This window comes from Spirillospora sp. CA-108201 (genome assembly GCF_050936235.1).
Classification (GTDB): Bacteria; Actinomycetota; Actinomycetes; order Streptosporangiales; family Streptosporangiaceae; genus Spirillospora.
Genome location: NZ_JBNJNE010000001.1, coordinates 2,273,867 through 2,297,026, shown reverse-complemented (window position 1 = coordinate 2,297,026; position 23,160 = coordinate 2,273,867). Strand labels below are relative to the sequence as shown.

Here is a 23,160-nt window from a genome sequence, read left to right as displayed (position 1 = left end):
CGGTGCATGGGCCCGCCCGGCATCGGGTAAGTTCGTCTGCGTTGCACGATGGCGTCGGCCCGGCCGGCCGGCGCCAAGCAGTCTCGAAGCGTTTTCTCCGGGTGACCGGCGGGCGTGAGTGAGTCCGCTTGCAGCCCGGCCCCGTCGACCGGCGGGCCGGAGACGTTTTACCCGGAAGGGAAAGACCATGGCCGAAGGCACCGTGAAGTGGTTCAACGCTGAGAAGGGCTTCGGGTTCATCGCGCCCGACGGCGGCGGCCCCGACGTGTTCGTCCACTACTCGGCGATCACCACCAACGGCTACCGCAGCCTCGACGAGAACCAGCGCGTCGGGTTCGAGATCACTCAGGGCCAGAAGGGCCCGCAGGCCGAGGGCGTCTACCCGCTCTAAGGTCCTGCCGGATCTCAGCTGAGGCCGGGGACGCTCGCGCGTTCCCGGCCTTTCGCATGCCCGCCGGACGCGTGCCCGCCGGGACGTCCCTAGGGCACGGCCTTCTCGGCCCGGCCGGCGGGCTCGGCCGCGGGCCGCCCGGCCGCGCCGCCGTCGCGCGGGTTCAGGGCCCCGGCCGTCACGGTCATCACCGCGACCACGCACGTGATGACCGCGAACGCCGCCGGGTAGGACAGCGCCCCGGCCGTCCAGCCGGTGATGGCGGGCGCGGTCAGCCCGGACAGGTAGGTGATCGTCGCGACGCCCGCCACGCCCTCGCCCGGGGTGGCGCCGGCGGCGCCCGCCGCCGCGAACACCAGCGGCACGACCGTCGCCACGCCGACGCCGAGCAGGGCGAACCCGGCGATGGCCGGCCAGGGCGCCCGTGACGCGACCACCAGCGCGCCGCCGAGGACCGCCACCACGCCGCCGCACCGGACCACCCGGGCCGGGCCGAGCCGCCGCACCAGCCGGTCGCCGAGAAGCCGGGTGCCCGCCATGCACGACATGAAGACCGTGTACGCGGCGGCGGCCAGTCCGGGGCCCGCGTCCGCCACCTCGGTCAGGTAGACGGCCGTCCAGTCGGCGCTGGCGCCCTCGGCGAACGTGGCGCAGAAGCCGACGACGCCGATGGCGAGGACGGCGCGGGTCGGCAGCGCGAAGCGGCGCGGCGCCGGGGTCCCGGGGGACGGCCGGGCGTGCAGCAGCCCGCGGCCCGCCGGCACGCCCACCGCCAGCAGCACGACCGCGACCAGACCGAGGTGCAGCCGGGCGTCGACGTCCGCGTGCGCGGCCAGGATCCCGGTGCCGCCCGCGACGAGGCTGCCGACGCACCACAGACCGTGCAGCCCCGACATGACCGGCCGCCCCAGGTGCCGCTCCACCGACACCGCGTGCGCGTTCATCACCACGTCGGACATGCCGGCGGTGGCCCCGAACAGCAGCATCGCCGCGAACAGGAAGGCGGGGGCGGGGGCGAGCGCGGGCAGCGCGCCCGCGGCGCACCAGGCCGCGATCAGCAGGCGGGTGGCCCGGCGCTCGCCGATCCGGTGCGCGATGCGGCTCGCGGTCGGCATGCCGGCGAACGCGCCGATGGACGGGCAGAGCAGCGCCGCGCCGAGCACGGTGGGGGACAGGTCGAGCCGGTCCTGGATCCAGGGGATGCGGGTGGCGAGGGTGCCGGCGACGGCGCCGTGCAAGGCGAACACGACCGCGATGGCGCGGTGGGGGGAGTTCATGATCCAAGAAACTAACAGGCAGCCTTCCTGATGAAAAGCGGATCACGCAGGTTCCCTGCCTACTACGATGGGGCCGTGAAGACCGCCGACCCGACGATGGCCCGCGCGATCAACGACCGGCTGGCCCTCGACCTGCTGCTGAGGCGGGGTCCGCTGACCGCGCCGCAGCTGCGGACGCTGACCGGGCTGTCGCGGCCGACGGTGTCCGACCTGATCGAGCGGCTGCGGGCCGGCGGGCTGATCGAGGTGGCGGGCGAGACCGGCGCCGACCGGCGGGGCCCGAACGCCCGCCTCTACGGGCTGGTCGCGGACCGCGCCCACGTCGCCGGGGTGGACCTGCGCCGCGACGCCGTGCACGTCAGCGTCGCCGACATCGCGGGGAGCCCGGCGGGATCGGCGTCGCGGCCGCTGCCCCCGTCCCCCGACCTGTGCGCCCTCGTCGCCGGCGCGGTGACCGAGGCGGCGGGCGGACGCGCCCTGCACACGGTGGTGCTCGGCACCCCCGGGCTGATCGACCCGCGCACCGGGCGCGCGACCGACAGCGGCGTCCCCGGCGGCCGGCCCGACCTCGGCGCGGCCCTGCGCGACCGGCTGGGCGTCCCGGTCCTGGTGGAGAACGAGGTCAACCTCGGCGCCGTCGCCGAGCACCGGGAGGGCGCGGCGGCGGGCCGCGACGACTTCGCGCTGCTCTGGCTGGACGACGGCGTCGGCGGGGCGCTCGTCCTGGACGGCCGGCTGCGGCGCGGCGCGTCCGGCGGCGCGGGCGAGGTGGGCCTGCTGAAGGTCGGCGGCACGGACTTCTGCGCCCTGCTCGACGGGCCGGCCGTCGCGGGCCTGCGCGACGAGACGATCGCCGGGCGCATCGCCGAGGCCGTGTTCGTGCTCGTCGCCGTGCTGGACCCCGGGCTCGTCGTGCTCGGCGGTGCGCTCGGCCGCGCGGGCGGCGACCGGCTCGCGGGCCTGGTCGCCGCGCACCTGGGCCTGCTCAGCCCGGCCGCCACCGAGGTGCGGCCGAGCCTCGTCGAGGGCGACGCCGTGCTGCGCGGCGCGGTGCTGACCGCCCTCGACCTGGTCCGCGACGACGTCTTCGGCTGAGCGGCCGGAGGCCGACCGGCCTCGGGCGGCTCACTCCTTCGGCAGGCGCTCGCCCGACCGGAGCCGGTCCAGACCGAGCCAGATGAACTCCACGGCCATCTGCTCGGCCCGCTCGCGCGGCGTGTCGGGATGCTCCAGCCACCACGACACCATCGACAGCATCGACCCGTACATCAGCGGCACGAGCAGCCGGGTCCGCCGCTCGTTCACCGCGAGCGCCGCCGGCGACAGCGCCGGGTCGGCGCGGCGGCGGCGCAGCAGCAGGTCGGCGAACGCGGTGCCGAGCCGGTCGCGCAGCTCCCGCAGCTCCAGGCCCACCTCGGGCTTGTCGAGATGCCGGACCACGAGGGCCCACGCGTCCGGCTCCTCGGTGGCGTAGTCGAACAGCACCCGGATCATGGCCCGGATGCCGTCCGCCGAGCCGTGCGCGGCGAGCACGGCGTGGTTCAGCCGCCCGGTGAGCTCGGCCACGATCGCCTCGGTGATCTCGGCGAACAGCTCCTCCTTGGAGGTGAAGTGCTGGTACAGCAGCGCCTTGGACACCTGTGCCCCCGCCGCCACGTGCTCCATCTGGGTCAGGTGGTACCCGCGCCGGCCGAACTCCGCGAGCGCCGCCCGGAGCAGCTGCTCGCGCCGCCGGGCGTGCGGCATGCGCCGCCGCGCGCCCGGCGCCGCCTCCCCCGTGCCGCCGGTCATGTGCCGAGGTACCTGCCGAGCTCGGCGCGGGCCACGCTCCGCACGTGGACCTCGTCCGGGCCGTCCGCGAGGCGCAGCGTGCGCAGCCCCGCCCACATCGCGGCGAGCGGGGTGTCGTCGCTGACGCCGGCGCCGCCGTGCACCTGGATCGCGCGGTCGACCACGTCCAGCGCCACGCGCGGGGCGATCACCTTGATCGCCGCCACCTCGGACCGGGCGGCCTGGACGCCCTGCCGGTCGATCAGCCAGGCGGTCTTGAGGGTGAGCAGCCGGGCCTGCTCGATCGCCATCCGCGACTCGGCGATCTGCTGGCGCACCACGCCCTGCTTGGCCAGCGGCCCGCCGAAGGCCACGCGCGACACCGCGCGCTCGCACATCAGCTCCAGCGCCCGCTCGGCCATCCCGATCGCGCGCATGCAGTGGTGGATGCGGCCGGGGCCGAGGCGGGCCTGCGCGATGGCGAAGCCGCCGCCCTCCTCGCCGACCAGGTTCTCCACCGGGACGCGGACGTCGGTGAAGGTGATCTCGCAGTGGCCGTGCTGGTCCTGGTAGCCGAACACGGGCAGCGGCCGGACGACCTCCACCCCGGGAGCGTCGAGCGGCACGAGCACCATCGACTGCTGCCGGTAGGGGTGCCCCTCCGGGTCCGTCTTGCCCATCACGATCATGATCTTGCAGCGCGGGTCGGCGGAGCCGCTGATCCACCACTTGCGGCCGTTGACGACGTAGTGGTCGCCGTCGCGCTCGATCCGGGTGGAGATGTTGGTGGCGTCCGAGCTCGCCACGTCCGGCTCCGTCATCGCGAACGCGCTGCGGATCTCGCCGTTCAGCAGCGGCGCGAGCCAGCGCTCCTTCTGCTCCGGCGTGCCGAACAGGTGCAGGACCTCCATGTTGCCCGTGTCCGGCGCCGCGCAGTTGGTGGCCTCGGGCGCCAGGGCGGGGGAGCGGCCCGTCACCTCGGCGAGGGAGGCGTAGTCGGTGACCGAGAGCCCGTGTGCGGGGTCCTCGCAGTCGGGAAGGAACAGGTTCCAGAGGCCGCGCTCGCGCGCCTCCGCCTTGAGGTCCTCGACGATCTGGGGGACGTGGTGCTCGCGGCCCGCCGCGCGCAGCTCGGCCCGCTGGGCCGCGTAGACCGGCTCGGCCGGGTAGACGTGGGAGTCCATGAAGTCCTGGAGGCGGCCGAGGTGCTCCCGGGCCCGCTCGCTCAAACCGAAGTCCATTCCGCTAGAGTAACTGACGAGTCAGTTACTTCGGGAGGAGTCCCCCATGGCACCCTTCGACGGCACCGGCAGGGTCGCGCTGATCACGGGCGGGTCCAACGGCATCGGGGCCGCGGTGGCGCGCCGCCTCGCCCGCGAGGGCGCGCGGGTCGTGCTCGCCGACGTCGACGCGGAGGCCGGGGACGCGCTCGCGAGGGAGCTGGGCGGCGCGTTCGTCCGCTGCGACGTTCGCGACCCCGCCGACAGCGAGGCCGCGGTCGCGGTCGCCGTCGACCGCTTCGGGGGCCTGGACGTGGCGTTCCTCAACGCCGGGGTCGCGGGCGGCGGGGGCGTCGGCGACGACTTCGACCTCGCCGCGTACCGGCGGGCCATGGAGATCAACCTCGACGGCGTCGTGTTCGGCGCGCACGCCGCGCTGCCCGCGCTGCGCGCCCGGGGCGGCGGCGACATCGTCGCCACCGCGAGCATGGCGGCGCTCACCGCGACGCCGTTCGACCCGGTCTACGGCGCCAACAAGGCGGCCGTGGTCGGCCTCGTCCGCGCCCTCGGCCCCGCGTTCGCCGGCGAGGGCGTCCGCGTGAACGCGCTGTGCCCGTCCTTCGCCGACACCGACATCCTGACCCCGCTGAAGGGGCATCTCCAGGAGACCGGCTTCCCCATCCTGGAGGTGGGGGACGTCGTCGAGGCGTTCATGCGGATCCTGGACGCCGACGGCGCGGGCGAGGCGTGGTACGTGGTGCCGGGCCGCCCGTCCGAGCCGTTCCGCTTCCGCGGCGTCCCCGGGCCCCGCTGAGCATCCGAGAGCTTCCGAGGAGAGTCATGCGCGCGATCCAGATCACCGAGTTCGGCGGGCCCGAGGTCCTGACCGCCACCGAGCTGCCCGAGCCGTCCGCCGGGCCGGGCCACCTGCTCATCGACGTCTCGCGGGCCGGCGTCAACTACGCCGACACCCACCAGGCCGAGAACAGCTACCTCTCGGAGTCCACGCTGCCGATGGTGCCGGGCGGCGAGGTCGTCGGGACGACGCCGGGCGGCCGCCGCGTCGTCGCGCTCGTCGGAACCGGCGGTTACGCGGAGAAGGCCGTCGCCCCCGAGGCGCTGGCCTGGGACGTCCCGGACGGAATCGACGACGTCACCGCCCTCGGCATGATCGTTCAGGGGGCGTCGGCGTGGGTGCTGCTGCGCCGCAGCGTCCACCTGGAGCCCGGCGAGTCCGTCGTCGTGCACGCCGCCGCGGGCGGGGTCGGGACGATCGCCGTGCAGCTCGCCAAGGCCTGGGGCGCCGGGCGGGTCATCGCCACCGCCTCCTCCGAGAGCAAGCGGCGCCTCGCCCTCGACCTCGGGGCCGACGTCGCGATCGACGCCGGCGTGCCCGACCTCACCCGGGCGCTGATCGACGCCAACGAGGGCAGGCGCGTCGACACCGTCCTGGAGATGACCGGCGGGACGGTGACCGACCAGAGCCTGCGCGCCCTGGCGCCGTTCGGACGCCTCGCCTTCTACGGGATGGCGTCGCGCACGGAGCCCTCGCCCGTCCGGCCCGCCACGCTCATGTCGCACTCCACGACGATCTCCGGCATGTGGCTGGCGCACGTCTTCCAGCTCCCCGGCAACGTGATGCGCCGGGCGCTGGACGAGCTGTTCACCCTCGCCGCGGACGGCGGGATCCGCGTCGTCGCGGGCGGCGAGTACGGGCTCACCGAGGTGCGGCGGGCCCATGAGGACCTGCGCGCCAGGCGCACCACCGGCAAGCTCGTCCTCGACCCGTCGCGCTGAGCCGCGGCGCGCCGCTAGCCGACGAGCCCGTTCTCGTAGGCGTAGACGACGGCCTGGGTGCGGTCGCGCAGCCCGAGCTTGGTCAGCACGTGCCCGACGTGCGTCTTGACCGTCTGCTCGGCCAGCACCAGTTCGGCGGCGATCTCGGCGTTGGACAGGCCGCGCGCCATGAGGCGCAGCACGTCCAGCTCGCGGGGCGTCAGGCCCGCGGTCGCCTTCGGGCTCGGCCGCTGGTGCCGGCGCCGGCGCGCGAAGTCCCCGATCAGCCGGCGGGTGATGGACGGGGCGAGTAGCGCGTCGCCCGCCGCCACGACCCGCACGCCGTTCACCAGGTCCGCGGCCGAGGCGTCCTTCAGCAGGAACCCGCTGGCCCCGGAGCCGAGGGCCTCGTAGACGTACTCGTCGAGGTCGAAGGTGGTCAGGATGAGCACCTTGGGCCGCGCTTCGGCGGGGTCCGCGTCCGGTTCGGGGGAGCCGGCCAGCTCCGCGGTGGCGGCCAGGCCGTCCATCTCCGGCATCCGGATGTCCATGACGACCACGTCCGGGTCGAGCCGGCGGGCCATCTCCACGGCCTCGCGGCCGTTGCCCGCCTGCCCGATCACCTCGATCCCCGGGTCGGAGGACAGCAGCGCCGCGAGCCCGTCGCGGATCATCACCTGGTCGTCGGCGATCAGCACCCGAATCGTCACGGAACAACCCTACGGGCCGGATGATCGGCTCGCCCCGGGTTAGGGCGTGTTTCGAAGTGGCCTCGGCCATGCTCGTGAACGCGTGAGCCGCCCGGTGGAGCGAAGCCGGAGGCGAGCGGAACCGGGCGGATCGCGAAGCGATGCCGCGTTCGCCCAGTTCCGGTCGCGTAGCGAGCCGCAAGGCGAGCGAAGCGGGCCGCAAGGCGAGCGAAGCGGGCCGCAAGGCGAGCGAAGCGGGCCGGGACTGTGAAACACAGACTAGTCCGGATCGCCGTAGGGGAGCTCGGCCACGACCGACCAGCCGGCGCCCTCCCGCGGGCCGGCGTCGAGCCTGCCGTCGAGCATCGTGACGCGTTCGCGCATGCCGACCAGGCCGTGGCCGCCGCCGTGCGACTCCTCCGGGGTGCTGCGGGCGCCGTCGTCGGTGACCGACACCGTCAGCGTGTCGGCGCCGTACCGCACCTCGACGTGCACCCGGGAGCCCGGCGCGTACCGGGCGGCGTTGCTCAGCGACTCCTGCACGATCCGGTACGCCGACAGGTCGACGCCGGCGTGCAGGGGGCGCGGCATCCCGACGACGGCGCTCGCGACCGACAGCCCGGAGCGGCGGGAAGCGGCGACCAGGTCGTCCAGCCGCTCCAGGCCGGGCTGCGGGGCGCGCTCGGCGCCCTCGTCGTCGGCACGCAGCAGCCCGACGACCCGGCGCGTCTCGGTGAGGGCCTCGCGGGCCGCGTCCCGGACGACCTCGAACGTCTGCCGCGCCGCGTCCGGCAGTTCGGGGATCTTGTAGGGGGCGGCCTCCGCCTGCATCGCGATCACCGACATGTGGTGGGCGACGACGTCGTGCAGCTCGCGGGCGATGCGGGCCCGCTCCTCCAGAACCGCCTGGCGGGCCAGGTCGCGCCGGTGCTGCTCCTCGCGCCACCGCAGCTCCTCCACCGCCGAGTGCCGCCCGCCGACCGCGTCGCCGAAGGTCAGCGCGACCGCCGCGATCCCGGCGAGGATCATGCCGAACCAGCCGGGCATCCCGAGCAGCACCGCGGGCACCAGTACTCCGGCGATGGTCACCGCGCCGACGCCGACGGTGGTCTGCCGGGCGGCGCCGACGCCGACGAAGAACAGGATGACGATCAGGGCGAGGATCGCCGTCACCGGCCACGGCATGAAGCCCTCGCCGTGCCGGACGAAGACCGTCAGGAGCAGGCCGGCCGCGGCGACCCGCCAGGCGGCCAGCGGCCAGCGGGCCGCGAACAGCAGGGGCATCGCCTGCAGCGCGCCGAGGGGCCAGGCCAGCTGCGCGTTGACCTTGTACTGCGTGACGGAGATGGCGATGGCCCCGGCGGTGAACCCGAGGGCCAGCAGCGTCAGGACGAGCAGGATCGGGATGCGCAGCGCGGGATGGGCGGGCAGCAGGGTGACGGCCGGCTCGTCGCGGCCGAGCACGAGGGCGGCGCGGACACCGGCGGCCAGCCGGGTGCGGCCCGAGGCCGCGGGGCGGTCTTCATCGTTCATTTGGCTGCGAGCCTAGGACTTCCGGCGCCCCGGCGGCCTGACCCCGGGGAGGGAGATCGGATGCAGCCCCTGGGTATCAGCCCTGAGCAGCGCTCCTCTCGCCGCGGAGGGGCGGTAAACGGCTATTTCCGATTGACTTTATAGGGAATCTGCGCCACGCTGGTGCCCGTGCCGATCTCCGGACTTCGCCATGAGCGCCTGCACGTCGACCTGCGCCGCCAGGCCAGCGCGCTGTGTCGCCGCCCGTCCCGCTGAGCGCGACGAGGAATGGCAGCACACCGCTAGGAGAGCGACCGCATGACCGTCACCACGACCGGACTCACCGTGCCCGCGCCCGAAGGCGCGCCCTTCACGCCCCGGCGCCTCGCCGAGCGGGCGCGCGGGCTCGCCACCGACCCGGGGGAGTGGCTGCTCCGGGTCCGGCTCGACCCGCGAGGACGCTGGTACGAGCGCGTCCACCAGGACGCCGACCACGAGATATGGCTGATCAGCTGGCTCCCCGGCCAGTCCACCGGCTTCCACGACCACGGCGACTCCGCGGGCGCGTTCGCGGTCGCCCTCGGCGCCCTGGAGGAGCAGCGCGTCAACGCCGCGCGCCGGATCGGGACCGCGCGCGGCGTCGGCGCCGGGCAGGCCCACTCCTTCGGGCCGGGCTACGTCCACGACGTCCGCAACACCTCGGACGCGCCCGCCGTGAGCGTCCATGTCTACTCGCCGCCGCTCAGCGCGATGCGGCGGTACGACGTGGACGCCGGCGGCGGCCTGATCCGGCTCGCCGACGAGTCCGCCGCCGACTGGTGAGGCCCGGCCGCCCGGGTGCGCACCCCGAGGCAGCGCCGATCTTGCGGTGATCGCCGGGGCGACGGAGACTGCGGGAATGACCGACCTGAGCCATCCGATCTTCGCCCGCCTCTATCCGCGGCTGGACGCCGGCTGCGCCAAGGCGGGCGGCGACGCGTGCCGCGCGGAGCTGCTGGCCGGTGCGTCCGGCCGCGTGGTGGAGGTGGGTGCCGGATACGGGGCCAACTTCCCGCACTACCCGCCCGAGGTCACCGGGGTCGTCGCCGTCGAACCCGAGCCGCGGCTGCGCGCGAAGGCCGCCCACGCCGCGGAGCGCGCGCCGGTGCCGATCACGGTGCGCCCCGGTCTCGCCGAGGACCTCGACCTCGACGACGCCTCGTTCGACGTGGCGGTCGCGTCGCTCGTGCTGTGCTCGGTCCGGGACCCCGTCCGGGCGCTGGCCGAGCTGCGGCGCGTCCTCAAGCCGGGCGGTGAGCTGCGCTACTACGAGCACGTGCGGGGCAGCACCCCCGGCAAGGTGCGCTTCCAGCGCTACGCGGACCTGCTGTGGCCGTTCTTCGCCGCCGGCTGCCACGTCACCCGCCCGACGAGCGAGTGGATCGCCGGCAGCGGCTTCACCGTGCGCGCCGAGCGGCGGTTCGAGTTCCCCGAGCCGAGCCGGGCCAACCCGGCGTCGCCGCACGTGCTCGGAATCGCCGTCCGCGACTGAGCCCGCGGCGCCCGCATAAGGTCCGGCTCCCGGGGAAGATCGGCCTCCATGACGACAGCGGGCAGCGGACCGAGGCAGGCGGACGAGCACCGCGAGGACGGGGGGTCGCACCCGGCGGCGGTGGCGGCGCTGCTGGCCGGGGCCGCCGCTCTCGGCGGCTTCCTGTTCGGCTACGACTCCTCGGTGATCAACGGAACGGTCGACGCGCTCAAGCAGGAGTTCGGCCTCGGCGGCTTCGCGGTCGGCTTCGTGGTCTCCGCCGCGCTGCTCGGCTGCGCCGCCGGCGCCTGGTTCGCGGGGCCGCTCGGCGACCGGATCGGCCGGGTGCGGGTGATGCTCATCGCCGCCGGGCTGTTCGTGGTCAGCTCGCTCGGCTCCGCGCTGGCCTTCAGCGCGGTCGACCTCACCGTCTGGCGGCTGGTCGGCGGCCTCGCCATCGGCGCCGCGTCGGTGATCGCGCCCGCCTACATCGCCGAGATCGCCCCGGCCGAGCTGCGCGGCCGGCTCGGCTCGCTGCAGCAGATGGCGATCGTGCTCGGCATCTTCGCGGCCCTCGTGGTCGACTACGTCATCGCGCGGGTGTCCGACGGCGGTGCGACTGGAACGTTCCCGTTGGGCGGCGGCGCGTGGCGGTGGATGTTCGTCAGCGCGGTCGTCCCGGCCGTCCTGTACGGCCTGATCGCCACCACGATCCCCGAGTCGCCCCGCTACCTGGTCAAGAAGCACGAGACGGCCCGCGCGCGGCAGGTGCTGCGGCGCGTGATGGGCCGGGGGGACGTGGACGTCAAGATCACCGAGATCGAGCGGTCCATCGCCGCGGACCGGCCCGTGCGGCTCGGCGACCTGCGCGGCGACCGGCTCGGCCTGATGCCGGTCGTGTGGGCCGGGATCCTGCTGTCGGTGTTCCAGCAGTTCGTCGGCATCAACGTGATCTTCTACTACTCCTCCTCGCTGTGGCAGGCCGTCGGGTTCTCCGAGAACGACGCGATGCTCACCTCGGTGATCAACTCGGTGGTCAACGTCGCGTTCACACTGGTCGCGATCGCGCTCGTCGACCGGATCGGGCGGCGCCCGCTGCTGCTGGCCGGAGCCGCCGGCATGGCGGCCTCCCTCGGCACCCTCACGGTCTGCTTCGCGACCGCCCCCGTGGTGGACGGCGCTCCCGGCCTCGGCGGCGTCGCCGGCCCCGTGGCGCTCGTCGCGGCGAACGTGTTCGTCGCCTCCTTCGCCGCGACGTGGGGGCCGGTCGTGTGGGTGATGCTCGGCGAGATGTTCAACAACTTCATCCGGGCGTCCGCCCTGGCCGTCGCCGCCGCCTCGCAGTGGCTCGCCAACTGGGTGATCACCACGACGTTCCCCGGCATCTCCGGTTTCTCCCTGGGCCTGGCGTACGGCATCTACACGCTCTTCTCGATCCTGGCGTTCCTGTTCGTGCTGCGCGCCGTCCCCGAGACCAAGGGCCGCGAGCTGGAGGACATGGACGACCTCGCCGCACCGCGGGCCCGCGCGTGAAAGGCCGGGCCGCGCGCCCGCCCATCGGTTACAGTGGATCCATGCCGCACGTGTTCGCAGAGACGACGACGCCGGGTCACTCCCGGCGCGACGGCGGCATGTTCTGACATTGCACGCGGAAGGGCCCCGGGAGCGATCCCCGGGGCCCTTCCGCCGTCCGGGGACGCCGCGGGCCCTCCGCCGACCGAGAGGAACGGCCGATGGAGCCGGACGCCGGGGGACACCCCGAGTCGATAGCATCGAACCCCGTTGACCCCGACCCATCATTCCGAGGAGTACCCGTGTCCACCGTGTCTGAGCTGCGCATCACCCTCGACGGGAGCGAGCGGGCGGTGCCGGCGGGCACCACCGCGGGCCAGGCGCTGGAGGCCGACGGCCGCACCGTGATCGCCGCCCGCGTCAACGGCGAGCTGCGCGACCTCGCCGGCGAGCTGGGCGACGGCGACGCCGTCGAGCCGGTCGAGATCGGCTCGGACGACGGCCGGGCGATCATGCGGCACTCCGCCGCGCACGTCATGGCGCAGGCCGTCCAGGAGCTGTTCCCCGAGGCGAGGCTGGGCATCGGCCCGCCCGTGGAGAACGGCTTCTACTACGACTTCGACGTCCCCGAGCCGTTCACCCCCGACGACCTCAAGCGCGTCGAGAAGCGGATGCGCGAGATCGTCAAGCAGGGGCAGCGGTTCTCCCGCCGCCCCGTCTCCGACGAGGACGCGCGCGCCGAGCTGGCCGCCGAGCCCTACAAGCTGGAGCTGATCGGCCTGAAGGGCTCCGGCCCGGACGCGGCCGACGGCGCCGAGGTCGAGGTGGGCGGCGGCGAGCTGACCATCTACGACAACCTCGACGCCAAGTCCGGCGAGCTCCGCTGGAAGGACCTGTGCCGCGGCCCGCACCTGCCGTCGACCCGGGTCATCCCCGCCTTCAAGCTGATGCGCTCGGGCGGCGCGTACTGGCGCGGCAGCGAGAAGAACCCGCAGCTCCAGCGGATCTACGGCACCGCCTGGGAGTCCCGCGACAAGCAGGACGAGTACCTGCGGTTCCTGGAGGAGGCCGAGAAGCGCGACCACCGCCGTCTCGGCGCCGAGCTCGACCTGTTCTCCTTCCCGAACGAGATCGGCAGCGGCCTCGCCGTCTTCCACCCGAAGGGCGGCGCCGTCCGCAAGGTGATGGAGGACTACTCGCGCCGCCGGCACGAGGAGGAGGGGTACGAGTTCGTCAACACCCCGCACATCACCAAGGGCCACCTGTTCGAGACCTCCGGGCACCTCGGCTGGTACAAGGACGACATGTTCCCCGCCATGGAGATCGACGGCGGCGACTACTACCTCAAGCCGATGAACTGCCCGATGCACAACCTGATCTACCGGGCGCGCGGTCGCTCCTACCGGGAGCTGCCGCTGCGGCTCTTCGAGTTCGGGTCGGTGTACCGGTACGAGAAGTCGGGCGTCGTGCACGGCCTCACCCGCGTCCGGGGCATGACCCAGGACGACGCGCACATCTACTGCACCGAGGACCAGATGGGCGAGGAGATCAAGCGCCTCCTCGACTTCGTCCTCGGCCTGCTGCGCGACTACGGCCTGAACGAGTTCTACCTGGAGCTGTCCACCCGCGACGAGTCCGACAAGTTCATCGGCTCCGACGAGATGTGGGAGAAGGCCACCGCCGCCCTCCGCGACGCCGCCGAGGCCACCGGGCTCGACCTCGTCCCCGACCCGGGCGGCGCGGCGTTCTACGGCCCCAAGATCTCGGTCCAGGCCAAGGACGCGATCGGGCGCACCTGGCAGCTGTCGACCATCCAGGTCGACCCCAACCAGCCCGAGCGGTTCGGCCTGGAGTACCAGGCGGCCGACGGCACCCGGCAGCGGCCCATGATGCTGCACCGGGCGCTGTTCGGCTCGATCGAGCGGTTCTTCGGCGTGCTGCTGGAGCACTACGCGGGCGCGATGCCGCCGTGGCTGGCGCCGGTGCAGGCGGTCGGCATCCCGATCGGCGACGGCCACGTCCCGCACCTGGAGAAGGTCGCCGCGCGGCTGCGCGAGCACGGCCTGCGCGTCGAGGTGGACGCCTCCTCCGACCGGATGCAGAAGAAGATCCGCAACGCGCAGAAGCAGAAGGTCCCGTACATGCTGCTCGCGGGCGACGACGACGTCGCCAAGGACGCGGTGTCGTTCCGGTATCGGGGCGGCGAGCAGAAGAACGGCGTCCCGATCGACGAGGCGGTCGAGGAGATCGTCGAGGCCGTGCGGGCCCGCGTGCAGATCTGAGCCCCGGACGGGTCGCGCCCGCTCCGCGCGAGCGCGACCCGGAAGTGGCGCGCCCGGAGTTGGTAGCCTCATCGACCACGTTCGAGGACCGGGGAGACAGCGGAGATGAAGTCCAGGAGGCCGGGCCGGCGGGGCCGGTCGCTCTGGCTCCGGATCGCCGGTTACACCGGCACCCTGGCGCTCGTCGCCGCCGCGGTCGTCGTCCTGCTCATGCCCCTGATGGACAAGGGCACGCAGGGCGCGGCCGGCGCCGGGGGGACGGCGAACCCGTCCGCGCCGGGCGGTCAGACGGGCCTTCCCGGAGGCGCCGGCCTCCCTGTGACCCCGACCAATCCCGCCCCGCAGCAGAACGGGAGCGGCCAGCCCTATCCAGGCGGCGGCGACGGTTCCGGCGGCCCGGGCGGCGGCCCGCAGATCCCCTCGCAGAACGGCTCGGGCGGCGTCGGCGCCTGCCCGAGGGGCACGGCGTACTACCGGGCCACACCCACCGGCGTGGACGTGGTCATCGCGGTCTCCGCCAGCGGCGCGATCCGGGCGGAACTCTCGCTGCGGGGGCAGGAGCCGAAGGCTCAGCAGACCACCGTGCGCGGGGGCGGGCCGCAGACGTTCCACTTCACGGGCGTCGCGCCGCAGCTGGTCGAGCGCGTCAAGGTCACCACGATCTCGGTGGGGGGCGGCATGCAGAACTGCTACGCCCGGCCCGCCTGACGGACGTCCTCGACGGACACGTTGACGGCGGCGACCCGCGTCCCCAGCATCATGCCCGCCACCCGCGCCACGTTCGCCTTCACCCTCGTGGCCACGTCCTTGATCACGAGGCCGTACTCGACGGCGATGGCGACGTCCAGCGTGACCTCGTCGTCGTTCTGGACCACGCGCACGCCCGTCGCGGCGGGCTCGTCCCGGACGGTGAGGCCGGCGACGCCCTCCACCTCCAGCGCCGCGAACGCGGCGATCTTCCCGATCACCGCGTTGCCGATCGTGATGCGGCCGTCCACCGGCGCGCTGAGGTCGCCGGACGAGCCGTGCATCGTCATCGGCACCGCGCTCGGGCCCGACGACAGCACGCCCCGCGGGGGAGGCACCGACTGCTGCGCCGCGGGCGGGGCCGCGGGCGGCGCCGACAGCGGCGTTCCGGGGAGCGGTGCGCCCAGGGACGGCTCCCTCTGGGACGGCGTGCTCTGGGAGGGAGTGCTCTGGGAGGGCGTGCCCGGGGGAACCGCGCCCGTGAGGGAGGGAGGCTCCGTCCCCGGGCGGCCGGCGGGCGCCCCGGGGAACAGCGGCCCGGGTCCGGCCCCCGGCGTCTGCTCGGCGTTCCCGGTCTGGCGCTTGTCGAGCCCGGTCATGATCGCTCCCTGCGGTTCGGTCGGGTGACCATGGTGTCGGAGCGACGCGCGGAACGTCACGCAGGCACCGGATCGCGGGCGCGTCCGAAGGCCCGCCGACGGGCCATGCTAGGGGATCCCGGCTACAGTCCCGGGGGCGTCTCTCTCTATGCTGCTGGTCAGGCCGTGAACAAAAGGAGACCGCCGCCTTGAGCGCAGAGCCGGAGGAGTACGTGGTGCAGCAGGGGCGCGAGGACGCGCCCGGGTCGGGCGCCGGGAACGAGCGCACGCCCCGCTTCGAGGAGGAGAAGGGCGGCGCGGGCACGCCCGACAACTTCCAGCGGCTCTGGACCCCGCACCGGATGGCCTACATCAAGGGCGAGAACAAGCCCACGGGCGCGGGATCGGGCGACGGCTGCCCGTTCTGCGAGATCCCGAAGATGACCGACGAGGAGGGCCTCATCGTGGCCCGGGGGGAGTCGGTGTTCACGGTGCTGAACCTCTACCCCTACAACTCCGGGCACCTGATGGTCGTCCCGTACCGGCACGTCGCCGACTACGCCGACCTGGAGGAGCCGGAGTACGTGGAGCTGGCGACGTTCACGCAGCGGTCCCTGACGGCGCTGCGCAAGGCGAGCGGCGCGCAGGGCTTCAACGTCGGCATGAACCTCGGCCTCGTCGCCGGCGCCGGCATCGCCGCTCACCTGCACCAGCACGTCGTCCCGCGCTGGGGCGGCGACACGAACTTCATGCCGGTCGTCGGGCACACCAAGGTCCTGCCGCAGCTGCTGCGCGACACCCGCCAGATGCTCGCCGACGCCTGGCCGCACGCCTGACCCTCGGCCCGCCGCGCCCCCGTCCTACGCAGGAGGCGCGGCGCGGCGCAGGCCCCCGTCGCCCGGCGGGCGGGGCGGGGCCTGCGAGACGCTCATCAGCTCCGAGACCGTGACGAACTCGTACCCCTTGGCGCGCAGGCCGCGGATCATCGGGACGAGGTTGCGCAGCGCGACCAGGCGGTCGTGGTGGCCGGTGTCATGGGCGAGCAGGATCGCCCCGGGCCCGGTGTTGCCGACGATGTAGTCCACCAGCGCGGGCGGGTCGTCCTCGTAGGTCTTCTCCAGCATCTTGATCGACCACAGCGCGATGTCGTACTCGAACCGGCACGCGGCGCTCAGCGTGGTCCCGCCGAGGCGGCCGAACGGGGGCCGCAGGAACCGGGGCTCCTTGCCGACGATCCGCCCGATGGCGTTGTGGGCGCGCCGCAACTGCTCCAGGGCCCGCGCGTCGGAGAGGCGCGACAGGTCCTGGTGCTGCCAGGTGTGGTTTCCGGCCTCGTGCCGGTCCATCCGCCCGTGCACGAGCCGGGCGTGCCGGACGAGCCGCTCCCCGACGAGGAAGAACGTGGCCTTGACCCGCTCGGCGTCCAGGATGTCGTGCACCATGGGCGTCCAGTTGGGCATCGGCCCGTCGTCGAAGGTGAGGGCGACGAGCTTCTGGGCGGTGTCGACGCCCCAGACCACGTCCACATGCGCGCTCCCCGGCCGCCACGGACCGGCGATGGGAACCGCCATCGCCGACGTCGGCGGGTTGCCGGAACCGACCACGGCGCCGACCGTTTCCGCCCCCGCGCCCAGCGTGACCGCTCCGGCGGCCGCCAGACCGAACCCCTTGATGAACGCCCGGCGTCCGGGGGCGGCCGGACGCCGGGGGTCGTCCACGTTTTCCATTGTGCGACCACGATGCCACCGCGGACCCGCCCTGATCATCGGCCGTGCGGCCGAATCGCGGGTCACCCTGCGGGATGAGCCCGGCTCCCCCCCGAGGTCGAGCCCGCGGGCGGCGGGCGTCACCGCGGCGGAGGGGGCGGGAACGGGGCGGGCCTGCTCACGGGGCGCCGGGGCCCGGCCCGCGCCGGGCCCCGTCCGCCGGCGTGCGCGGTCACCCGTCGGCGGCGACCTTGTCGGCGAGATGCGAGGGGAGCGGCTCGTAGCGCAGGAAGCCGCGGGTGAACGTGCCGGTGCCCTGCGACATCGACCGCAGGTCGATCGCGTACCGGACGATCTCCAGCTGCGGCACCTCGGCCTTGATCATCGTGCGTCCGCCGGGCACCGCCTGGGAGCCGAGCACCCGGCCGCGCCGCGAGGTGAGGTCGGACATGATCTGGCCCACGTACTCGTCGGCGATGAGCACCTCCACCTCGTCGACGGGCTCCAGCAGCAGGATCGGCACCTGGCCCGCCGCGTCCTTCAGCGCGAGCGCGCCGGCGGCCTGGAACGCCATGTCGGAGGAGTCGACCGAGTGCGCCTTGCCGTCGTGCAGCGTGACCTTGATGTCCACCATCGGGTACCCGGCGGAGACGCCGCGCTCCATCTGCTGCCGGACGCCCTTCTCGACCGACGGGATGAACTGGCGGGGGACGACCCCGCCGACGATCTTGTCGACGAACTCGAAGCCGTCGCCGGAGGGCAGCGGCTCGACGTCGATGTGGCAGATGCCGTACTGGCCGTGCCCGCCGCTCTGCTTGACGTGTCGGCCGAGGCCCTTCGCCGTCCCGCCGAACGTCTCCCGCAGCGGGACCCGCAGGTCCACCCGCTCGACCTCGACGCCGTACCGGGCGCGCAGCCGGTCGATCAGCACGTCGGCGTGGGCCTCGCCCATGCACCACAGGACCAGCTGCCGGGTCTCGGCGTTGTTCTCCAGCCGCAGCGTCGGGTCCTCGGCGACGAGCCGGCCGAGCGCCTGGCTCAGCTTGTCCTCGTCGGCCTTGGACTTCGCACGGATCGCGACCGGTAGCAGGGGGTCCGGCATGGACCAGGGGGCCATCACCAGGGCGGCGCCCGGATCCGACAGCGTGTCGCCGGTCTCCGCGCGGCCGAGCTTCGCCACCGCGCAGATGTCGCCCGCCCCGCAGGACGACACGGTGCGCTGCGTCTTGCCCAGCGGGGAGGTGAGCGCGCCGACGCGCTCGTCGACGTCGTGGTCCTCGTGGCCGCGGTCCTCCATCCCGTGCCCGGAGACGTGCACGGTCGTGTCGGGGCGCAGCGTCCCGGAGAAGACGCGGACCAGCGAGATCCGCCCGACGTAGGGGTCGGACGTGGTCTTGACGACCTCGGCGACCAGCGGCCCCTCCGGATCGCAGGCGATCTCCTTCGGGGGGCCGCCCGCCACCGGGGCCACCGGCGGGATGCCGTGTTCGAGGGGGGACGGGAACGCCTGGGTGATGACCTCCAGCAGCTCCAGCATGCCGACGACCGGGCCGGGGTGGTCGCCGTGCGGCACCGACGTCGCGAGGACGGGGTAGAAGCTGCCGCGCGCCACCGCGGTCTCCAGGTCCTCGATGAGCGCCTTGACGTCGATCTCCTCACCGGACAGGTAGCGGTCCATGAGGGTCTCGTCCTCGCTCTCCTGGATGATCCCCTCGATGAGCGAGGCGCGCTGCTCGGAGATCTGGTCCAGGTACCGGGGATCGGGGTCGCACTCGGTGCGCCGCCCGGTCGAGTAGTCGAGGCAGCGCTGCGACAGCAGCCCGACCAGGCCCTTCAGGCCGTCGTCGCCCTGGGCCGGGAAGTACAGCGGCGCGACGCCCTCACCGAAGACGTCCTGGCAGGTCAGGACCACGTCGTCGTAGTCGCCGCGCTGCTGGTCGACCTTGGTGATGACGACGGCGCGCGGCATGCGCACCGCCGCGCACTCCTCCCAGATCATCCGGGTGAGCCCGTCGATGCCGTCCACGGCCGAGATCACGAACAGCGCCGCGTCGGCGGCGCGCAGCCCGGCCCGCAGGTCGCCGACGAAGTCGGCGTAGCCGGGGGTGTCGATGAGATTGACCTTGATGTCGCCGTGCGTCAGCGGCGCGAGCGCGAGGTTGACCGAGCGCTGCTGGCGCACCTCCACCTCGTCGGAGTCGCTGACCGTGGTGCCGTCCTCGACCTTCCCCGCCCGCTGCAGCGCGCCCGTGGCGGCGAGCAGCGCCTCGACGAGCGTGGTCTTGCCGGCCCCAGAATGGCCGACCAGCGCGACGTTGCGCACCTTGTCGCACCCGCCGGCCTCCGGTGCCCTGCCGGGGGCTCCCGGGTGGCCTCCCTTGTCCGCCATGACTACCTCCTCGGACAGGCCTCTCGCGGAGGCCCGCGTGCGGCTGGGGCCCGGCCCGGCGGGCCCGGCCCTGACGTCCGAGTGCGGCGTCCGACCTCGTCCATCGCGCGTGACCGACGTCACACCCGTGTCAACAGCCTTTCCCGTGGCGGCCGGGATCACAAGGGGTGAACGGCAAACAACCGCGATCCGCCGGCCGTGCGGCCGGTCGGCGGCCGCGGACCCCTGACCGGCCGCGCGCCCGCGGCGTGCGCACTACGATGGGCCGCGCCGCGTGGGCGCCGGTCGCCCGCGGCGGGGCCGCCCCCGGTGAGCACGACTCCCGGCGGCCGCGACTCCCGATGATCACGAGAACGGACGTCGATGCTCAACAAGATCAGGCCCGCGCTGGGGCGAGTCCTCACCCCCGTCGGACAGGCGGTCGCGCGGACCGGGGTCTCGCCCAACGCCATCACCGTCATCGGGACGGTCGGCGTCGCCGCCGGCGCGCTCGTGCTGTTCCCCCGCGGCGAGTTCTTCTGGGGGACGATGGTCATCACCGCGTTCGTCCTGTTCGACATGCTCGACGGCGCGGTCGCCCGGGTCACCGGGAAGATCTCCGCGTTCGGCGCGTTCCTGGACTCCACCATGGACCGCGTCGCCGACGCCGCGATCTTCGCCGGGCTGATGATCGGGCTGTACCGGAGCGGCCAGGAGCCCCTCGCCGGGGTCGCCCTGTACTGCCTGGTCGCCGGGGTCGTGGTGTCCTACGCCAAGGCCCGCGCCGAGGGCCTCGGCTACACGTGCAACGTCGGCATCGCCGAGCGGGCCGAGCGCCTCATCGTCGCCCTGGTCGCCGCCGGGTTCGACGGGCTCGGGGTCCCCTACATCCTCGCCGTCGCCCTGTGGGGCCTCGCCGTGCTCAGCACCGTCACGGTCGGGCAGCGGTTCGCCGCGGTGTACGCCCAGGCGAGGCCCGGCGCGGCCGCGGGAGCGGGGGACGGCGAGCGGAACGGGGCCGAGAAGACGCCGGAGCCGCGCCCATGACCACGCCCCGCCGCGAAGAGGCGCCGCCGTCGCTTCGCGACGAGGTGACCGACGCCGTCTACGCCCTGGGCTGGACGGTCGTCCGCAAGATGCCGGAGAGCGCGGCGCGCCTGGCGTTCACGGCGCTCGCCGACCGCACCTGGCACCGCTACGGCGGAGGCGTGCGGCAGCTGGAGAAGAACCTGTGCCGCGTCCTCGGCAAGGACGCCGTCGACGACGAGGTCCGCGTCCTCAGCAAGAAGGTGCTCCGCTCCTACTTCCGCTACTGGCTGGAGGTCTTCCGGCTTCCCGAGTACGACCGGGCGCGGATCCTCGGCCGGATGCGGGTCACCGGCGAGAAGAAGATCTTCACCAACCTCGACGCCGGGCGCGGCGTGATCCTGGCGCTGCCCCACATGGGCAACTACGAGCACGCCGGCGCCTGGCTGGTGCACTGCGGCTACCCCTTCACGACCGTCGCCGAGCGGCTCGAACCCGCGTCGCTGTTCGACCGGTTCGTCGAGTTCCGCGAGGGCCTCGGGATGGAGGTCCTCGCCCACCGGGGAGCCTCCGCCTACGGGCGGATGGCGCAGCGGCTGCGCGCCGGGCGCCCGGTGTGCCTGGTCGTCGACCGCGACCTCACCGAGAGCGGCATCGACGTGCGGTTCTTCGGCGCCACCGCCCGGATGCCCGCCGTGTCGGCCGCGCTGGCCGTTCAGACGGGCGCCGCGCTCATCCCCGTGACACTCTGGTATGAGGGCGAGTACTGGGCGGCGCGAGTCCACGAGGAGATCCCCGTGCCGGACGAGGGCGGCAGACAGGAGAAGATCCAGGCCATGACCCAGGACCTCGCGTGCGCCTTCGAGGAGGGCATCGCCGCCCACCCCGAGGACTGGCACATGCTGCAGAAGGTCTGGGTGGACGACCTCGCGGACGGCCGAAGATGAGGGCCGGCCGATGAAGGTGGGAATCGTCTGCCCCTACACCTGGGACGTGCCCGGCGGCGTCCAGCAGCACATCGGCGACCTCGCCGAGGCGCTGGTCGCGCTCGGCCACGAGGTGTCGGTCATCACGCCCGCCGACGACGACGCCGACCTGCCGCCCTACGTCGCGCCGGCCGGGCGGGCCGTCCCCGTTCCCTACAACGGCTCGGTCGCGCGGCTGGCGTTCGGGTTCCTCTCGGCCGGCCGGGTCCGGCGCTGGATCCGCGAGGGCGGTTTCGACGTCCTGCACGTCCACGAGCCCGCCGCGCCCTCGCTCGGGCTGCTGGCCTGCTGGGCGGCCGACGGGCCGATCGTGGGCACGTTCCACGCGTCCTACGAGAGGTCCCGGGCGCTGTCGGTCACCGCGCCGATCCTGCAGAGCGCCCTGGAGAAGATCACCGGCCGGATCGCGGTGTCGGAGGCCGCCCGCACCACCCTCGTGGAGAACCTCGGCGGCGACGCCGTCCTGATCCCGAACGGCGTCGCGACCGAGCGCTACGCGATGGCGGAGCCGCTGCCGGGCTGGCGCGGCCGCACGGACGCGCCGCCCCGGGGCGGCGACGGGGGAGCCCTGGGGTTCCTCGGCCGGATGGACGAGCCGCGCAAGGGGCTGCCGGTGCTGCTGCGCGCCTTCGAGGTCCTCGGCCGCCTGCGCCCGGGGCTGCGGCTGCTGATCGCCGGCCCCGGCGACGCCGGCGACGTGCTGGCCCGGGTCCCGGCCGACCTGCGCGACCGCGTCGTCGTGCTCGGCATGGTGAGCGAGCGGGACAAGGTCCGCGCCTACCACTCGGTGGACGTGTTCGTGGCGCCCAACCTCGGCGGCGAGAGCTTCGGCATCGTCCTCGCCGAGGCCATGGCGGCGGGCGCGCCCATCCTCGCCAGCGACATCGAGGCGTTCGACCGCGTCCTGCGCGGCGGCCGGGCCGGGGTGCTGTTCCCGGCCGGCGACCACGAGGCGCTCGCCGCGGCGGCCGGGGAGCTGCTCGACGACCCGGCCCGCCGCAAGCACCTGTCCGCGGAGGCGCGCGCCGCCGTCCGGGTCTACGACTGGTCGTCGGTGGCCCGCGACGTGGTCCGGGTGTACGAGACCGTCACCGGCGGCCGCGCCGGCGTGGTCGAGTCCGGGCTCGGCGCGTAGGGGGCGGCGTGTCCTACGACTGGATCATCGACGTCCTGTTCTGGGTCGCCGTCGTCTTCCTCGTCGGGGTGTACGTCTCGTGGCGCGCCACGCGGCTCGACCGGCTGCACGTGCGGGTCGAGACGGCCCGCGCCGCGCTGGACGCCGCGCTCGTCAGGCGGGCCGCCGCCACGCTGGAGCTGGCCGCGTCCCGGCTCCTGGACCCCGCCACCAGTCTGGTGCTGGCCACCGCCGCACACGAGGCCCGCACCGCCGACGCCGACGGCCGCGAGTTCGCCGAGAGCGACCTGTCGCGCGCGCTGCGCGCCGCCGTCGACCAGCCCGGGTTCGTCGACACCCTCGCCGCCCGCGGCGGCGGCGACGGAGAGGTGGTCCTGGAGGAGCTGTCGTCCGCCGCCGCGAAGGTCGCCTACGCCCGCCGCTTCTACAACGACGCCGTCTCCCAGGCCCGGATCGCGCGCCGCAAGCTGCTCATCCGCGTCCTGCCGCTGGCCGGGAGGGCCCCGCTCCCGGACTTCTTCGAGATCGACGACGACCCGCCCGGGATCTGAGGTCCCGCGATCCGCCGGGGCGGCGTTGATCGGGCGAGGCCCCCGCCGCCGTACCACCGGGCGGGCGAGCGCACCGGACCGCGTTCGCTACCCTCTGGCAGATCGTCCAAAGGAGGGGTAGATC

At 74.0% G+C, this 23,160-nt stretch carries 23 protein-coding genes; 15 read left to right on the top strand and 8 right to left on the bottom strand.

Features of this window, described 5'->3' with window-relative positions; genetic code table 11:
- Positions 1-187: 187 nt before the first annotated feature.
- Positions 188-391 (top strand): cold-shock protein, encoded by a 204-nt coding sequence (locus tag ACQEU6_RS11245; protein WP_067639228.1) that lies wholly within the window; start codon positions 188-190, stop codon positions 389-391.
- Positions 392-480: 89 nt separating this feature from the next.
- Here the strand turns inward: ACQEU6_RS11245 and ACQEU6_RS11240 are convergent, their stop codons facing one another.
- Entirely contained in the window at positions 481-1,668 is a 1,188-nt protein-coding gene (locus ACQEU6_RS11240; protein ID WP_499331264.1) for an MFS transporter, read from the bottom strand.
- A 75-nt stretch (positions 1,669-1,743) separates the two neighbouring features.
- On the opposite strand from ACQEU6_RS11240, the gene ACQEU6_RS11235 reads away from it, so the two are divergent.
- On the top strand, positions 1,744-2,763 hold the full coding sequence (locus ACQEU6_RS11235) for an ROK family transcriptional regulator (RefSeq protein WP_499331262.1): 1,020 nt from the start codon (positions 1,744-1,746) through the stop codon (positions 2,761-2,763).
- A 30-nt stretch (positions 2,764-2,793) separates the two neighbouring features.
- Here the strand turns inward: ACQEU6_RS11235 and ACQEU6_RS11230 are convergent, their stop codons facing one another.
- The gene (locus ACQEU6_RS11230) at positions 2,794-3,459 is read right to left on the bottom strand and encodes a TetR/AcrR family transcriptional regulator (RefSeq protein ID WP_499331261.1); all 666 of its coding nucleotides are present in this window, start codon (positions 3,457-3,459) and stop codon (positions 2,794-2,796) included.
- Positions 3,456-4,679, bottom strand: coding sequence for an acyl-CoA dehydrogenase family protein (locus ACQEU6_RS11225; RefSeq protein WP_499331260.1), 1,224 nt, complete (start codon positions 4,677-4,679; stop codon positions 3,456-3,458). Before ACQEU6_RS11225 ends, ACQEU6_RS11230 begins: the two co-directional genes overlap by 4 nt.
- 46 nt (positions 4,680-4,725) lie before the next feature.
- On the opposite strand from ACQEU6_RS11225, the gene ACQEU6_RS11220 reads away from it, so the two are divergent.
- Together ACQEU6_RS11220 and ACQEU6_RS11215 are read left to right on the top strand one after the other, a co-directional pair.
- On the top strand, positions 4,726-5,472 hold the full coding sequence (locus ACQEU6_RS11220; RefSeq protein WP_499331259.1) for an SDR family oxidoreductase: 747 nt from the start codon (positions 4,726-4,728) through the stop codon (positions 5,470-5,472).
- A gap of 26 nt (positions 5,473-5,498) precedes the next feature.
- Positions 5,499-6,455: a quinone oxidoreductase family protein gene (locus tag ACQEU6_RS11215; RefSeq protein WP_499331257.1), complete on the top strand. Its 957-nt coding sequence runs from the start codon at positions 5,499-5,501 to the stop codon at positions 6,453-6,455.
- Positions 6,456-6,469: 14 nt separating this feature from the next.
- Here ACQEU6_RS11215 and ACQEU6_RS11210 read toward each other — a convergent pair whose 3' ends face one another.
- Together ACQEU6_RS11210 and ACQEU6_RS11205 are read right to left on the bottom strand one after the other, a co-directional pair.
- Positions 6,470-7,144: a response regulator gene (locus ACQEU6_RS11210; RefSeq protein WP_499331256.1), complete on the bottom strand. Its 675-nt coding sequence runs from the start codon at positions 7,142-7,144 to the stop codon at positions 6,470-6,472.
- 258 nt (positions 7,145-7,402) lie between these two features.
- Positions 7,403-8,656, bottom strand: a complete 1,254-nt coding sequence (locus tag ACQEU6_RS11205; RefSeq protein ID WP_499331254.1) for a sensor histidine kinase — start codon at positions 8,654-8,656, stop codon at positions 7,403-7,405.
- A gap of 162 nt (positions 8,657-8,818) precedes the next feature.
- Between ACQEU6_RS11205 and ACQEU6_RS11200 the strand changes: the two genes are divergently transcribed.
- From ACQEU6_RS11200 to ACQEU6_RS11175, 6 genes are all read left to right on the top strand, one after another.
- Positions 8,819-8,911: a putative leader peptide gene (locus tag ACQEU6_RS11200; protein ID WP_499331252.1), complete on the top strand. Its 93-nt coding sequence runs from the start codon at positions 8,819-8,821 to the stop codon at positions 8,909-8,911.
- A 42-nt stretch (positions 8,912-8,953) separates the two neighbouring features.
- Positions 8,954-9,457, top strand: a complete 504-nt coding sequence (locus ACQEU6_RS11195) for a cysteine dioxygenase (protein WP_499331250.1) — start codon at positions 8,954-8,956, stop codon at positions 9,455-9,457.
- Between the two features lie 76 nt (positions 9,458-9,533).
- Positions 9,534-10,166, top strand: a complete 633-nt coding sequence (locus ACQEU6_RS11190) for a class I SAM-dependent methyltransferase (protein WP_499331248.1) — start codon at positions 9,534-9,536, stop codon at positions 10,164-10,166.
- A 48-nt stretch (positions 10,167-10,214) separates the two neighbouring features.
- A complete protein-coding gene (locus ACQEU6_RS11185) occupies positions 10,215-11,678 on the top strand; it encodes a sugar porter family MFS transporter (protein ID WP_499331245.1) in 1,464 nt (487 codons plus the stop codon).
- A 281-nt stretch (positions 11,679-11,959) separates the two neighbouring features.
- Entirely contained in the window at positions 11,960-13,939 is a 1,980-nt protein-coding gene (gene thrS / locus ACQEU6_RS11180) for a threonine--tRNA ligase (protein WP_499331243.1), read from the top strand.
- 105 nt (positions 13,940-14,044) lie between these two features.
- Positions 14,045-14,647 carry a hypothetical protein gene (locus ACQEU6_RS11175; RefSeq protein WP_499331241.1) on the top strand — a complete coding sequence of 201 codons (603 nt, stop codon included), beginning with the start codon at positions 14,045-14,047 and terminating at the stop codon, positions 14,645-14,647.
- On the opposite strand, the gene ACQEU6_RS11170 is transcribed toward ACQEU6_RS11175, so the two are convergent.
- Positions 14,629-15,285 (bottom strand): Asp23/Gls24 family envelope stress response protein, encoded by a 657-nt coding sequence (locus ACQEU6_RS11170; protein WP_499331239.1) that lies wholly within the window; start codon positions 15,283-15,285, stop codon positions 14,629-14,631. The genes ACQEU6_RS11175 and ACQEU6_RS11170 overlap by 19 nt on opposite strands.
- 212 nt (positions 15,286-15,497) lie before the next feature.
- Here ACQEU6_RS11170 and ACQEU6_RS11165 point away from each other — a divergent pair, with 212 nt between their 5' ends.
- The gene (locus ACQEU6_RS11165; protein WP_499340143.1) at positions 15,498-16,100 is read left to right on the top strand and encodes an HIT family protein; all 603 of its coding nucleotides are present in this window, start codon (positions 15,498-15,500) and stop codon (positions 16,098-16,100) included.
- Positions 16,101-16,124: 24 nt separating this feature from the next.
- Here ACQEU6_RS11165 and ACQEU6_RS11160 read toward each other — a convergent pair whose 3' ends face one another.
- Positions 16,125-16,982: a polysaccharide deacetylase family protein gene (locus ACQEU6_RS11160; RefSeq protein ID WP_499331237.1), complete on the bottom strand. Its 858-nt coding sequence runs from the start codon at positions 16,980-16,982 to the stop codon at positions 16,125-16,127.
- A gap of 220 nt (positions 16,983-17,202) precedes the next feature.
- Complete coding sequence (locus ACQEU6_RS11155; protein WP_499331235.1) at positions 17,203-19,359, bottom strand: elongation factor G-like protein EF-G2; 2,157 nt, start codon at positions 19,357-19,359, stop codon at positions 17,203-17,205.
- A gap of 363 nt (positions 19,360-19,722) precedes the next feature.
- Here ACQEU6_RS11155 and pgsA point away from each other — a divergent pair, with 363 nt between their 5' ends.
- Genes pgsA through ACQEU6_RS11135 form a run of 4 tightly spaced genes read left to right on the top strand, consistent with a single transcriptional unit; the run spans position 19,723 to position 23,036 of the window.
- Positions 19,723-20,385 (top strand): phosphatidylinositol phosphate synthase, encoded by a 663-nt coding sequence (gene pgsA, locus ACQEU6_RS11150; RefSeq protein ID WP_499331234.1) that lies wholly within the window; start codon positions 19,723-19,725, stop codon positions 20,383-20,385.
- A complete protein-coding gene (locus tag ACQEU6_RS11145) occupies positions 20,382-21,311 on the top strand; it encodes a phosphatidylinositol mannoside acyltransferase (protein WP_499331232.1) in 930 nt (309 codons plus the stop codon). Before pgsA ends, ACQEU6_RS11145 begins: the two co-directional genes overlap by 4 nt.
- Before the next feature lie 10 nt (positions 21,312-21,321).
- A complete protein-coding gene (locus ACQEU6_RS11140; protein ID WP_499331230.1) occupies positions 21,322-22,485 on the top strand; it encodes a glycosyltransferase family 4 protein in 1,164 nt (387 codons plus the stop codon).
- Positions 22,486-22,493: 8 nt separating this feature from the next.
- A complete protein-coding gene (locus tag ACQEU6_RS11135) occupies positions 22,494-23,036 on the top strand; it encodes a LemA family protein (protein WP_499331229.1) in 543 nt (180 codons plus the stop codon).
- The last annotated feature ends 124 nt before the right edge of the window (positions 23,037-23,160 follow it).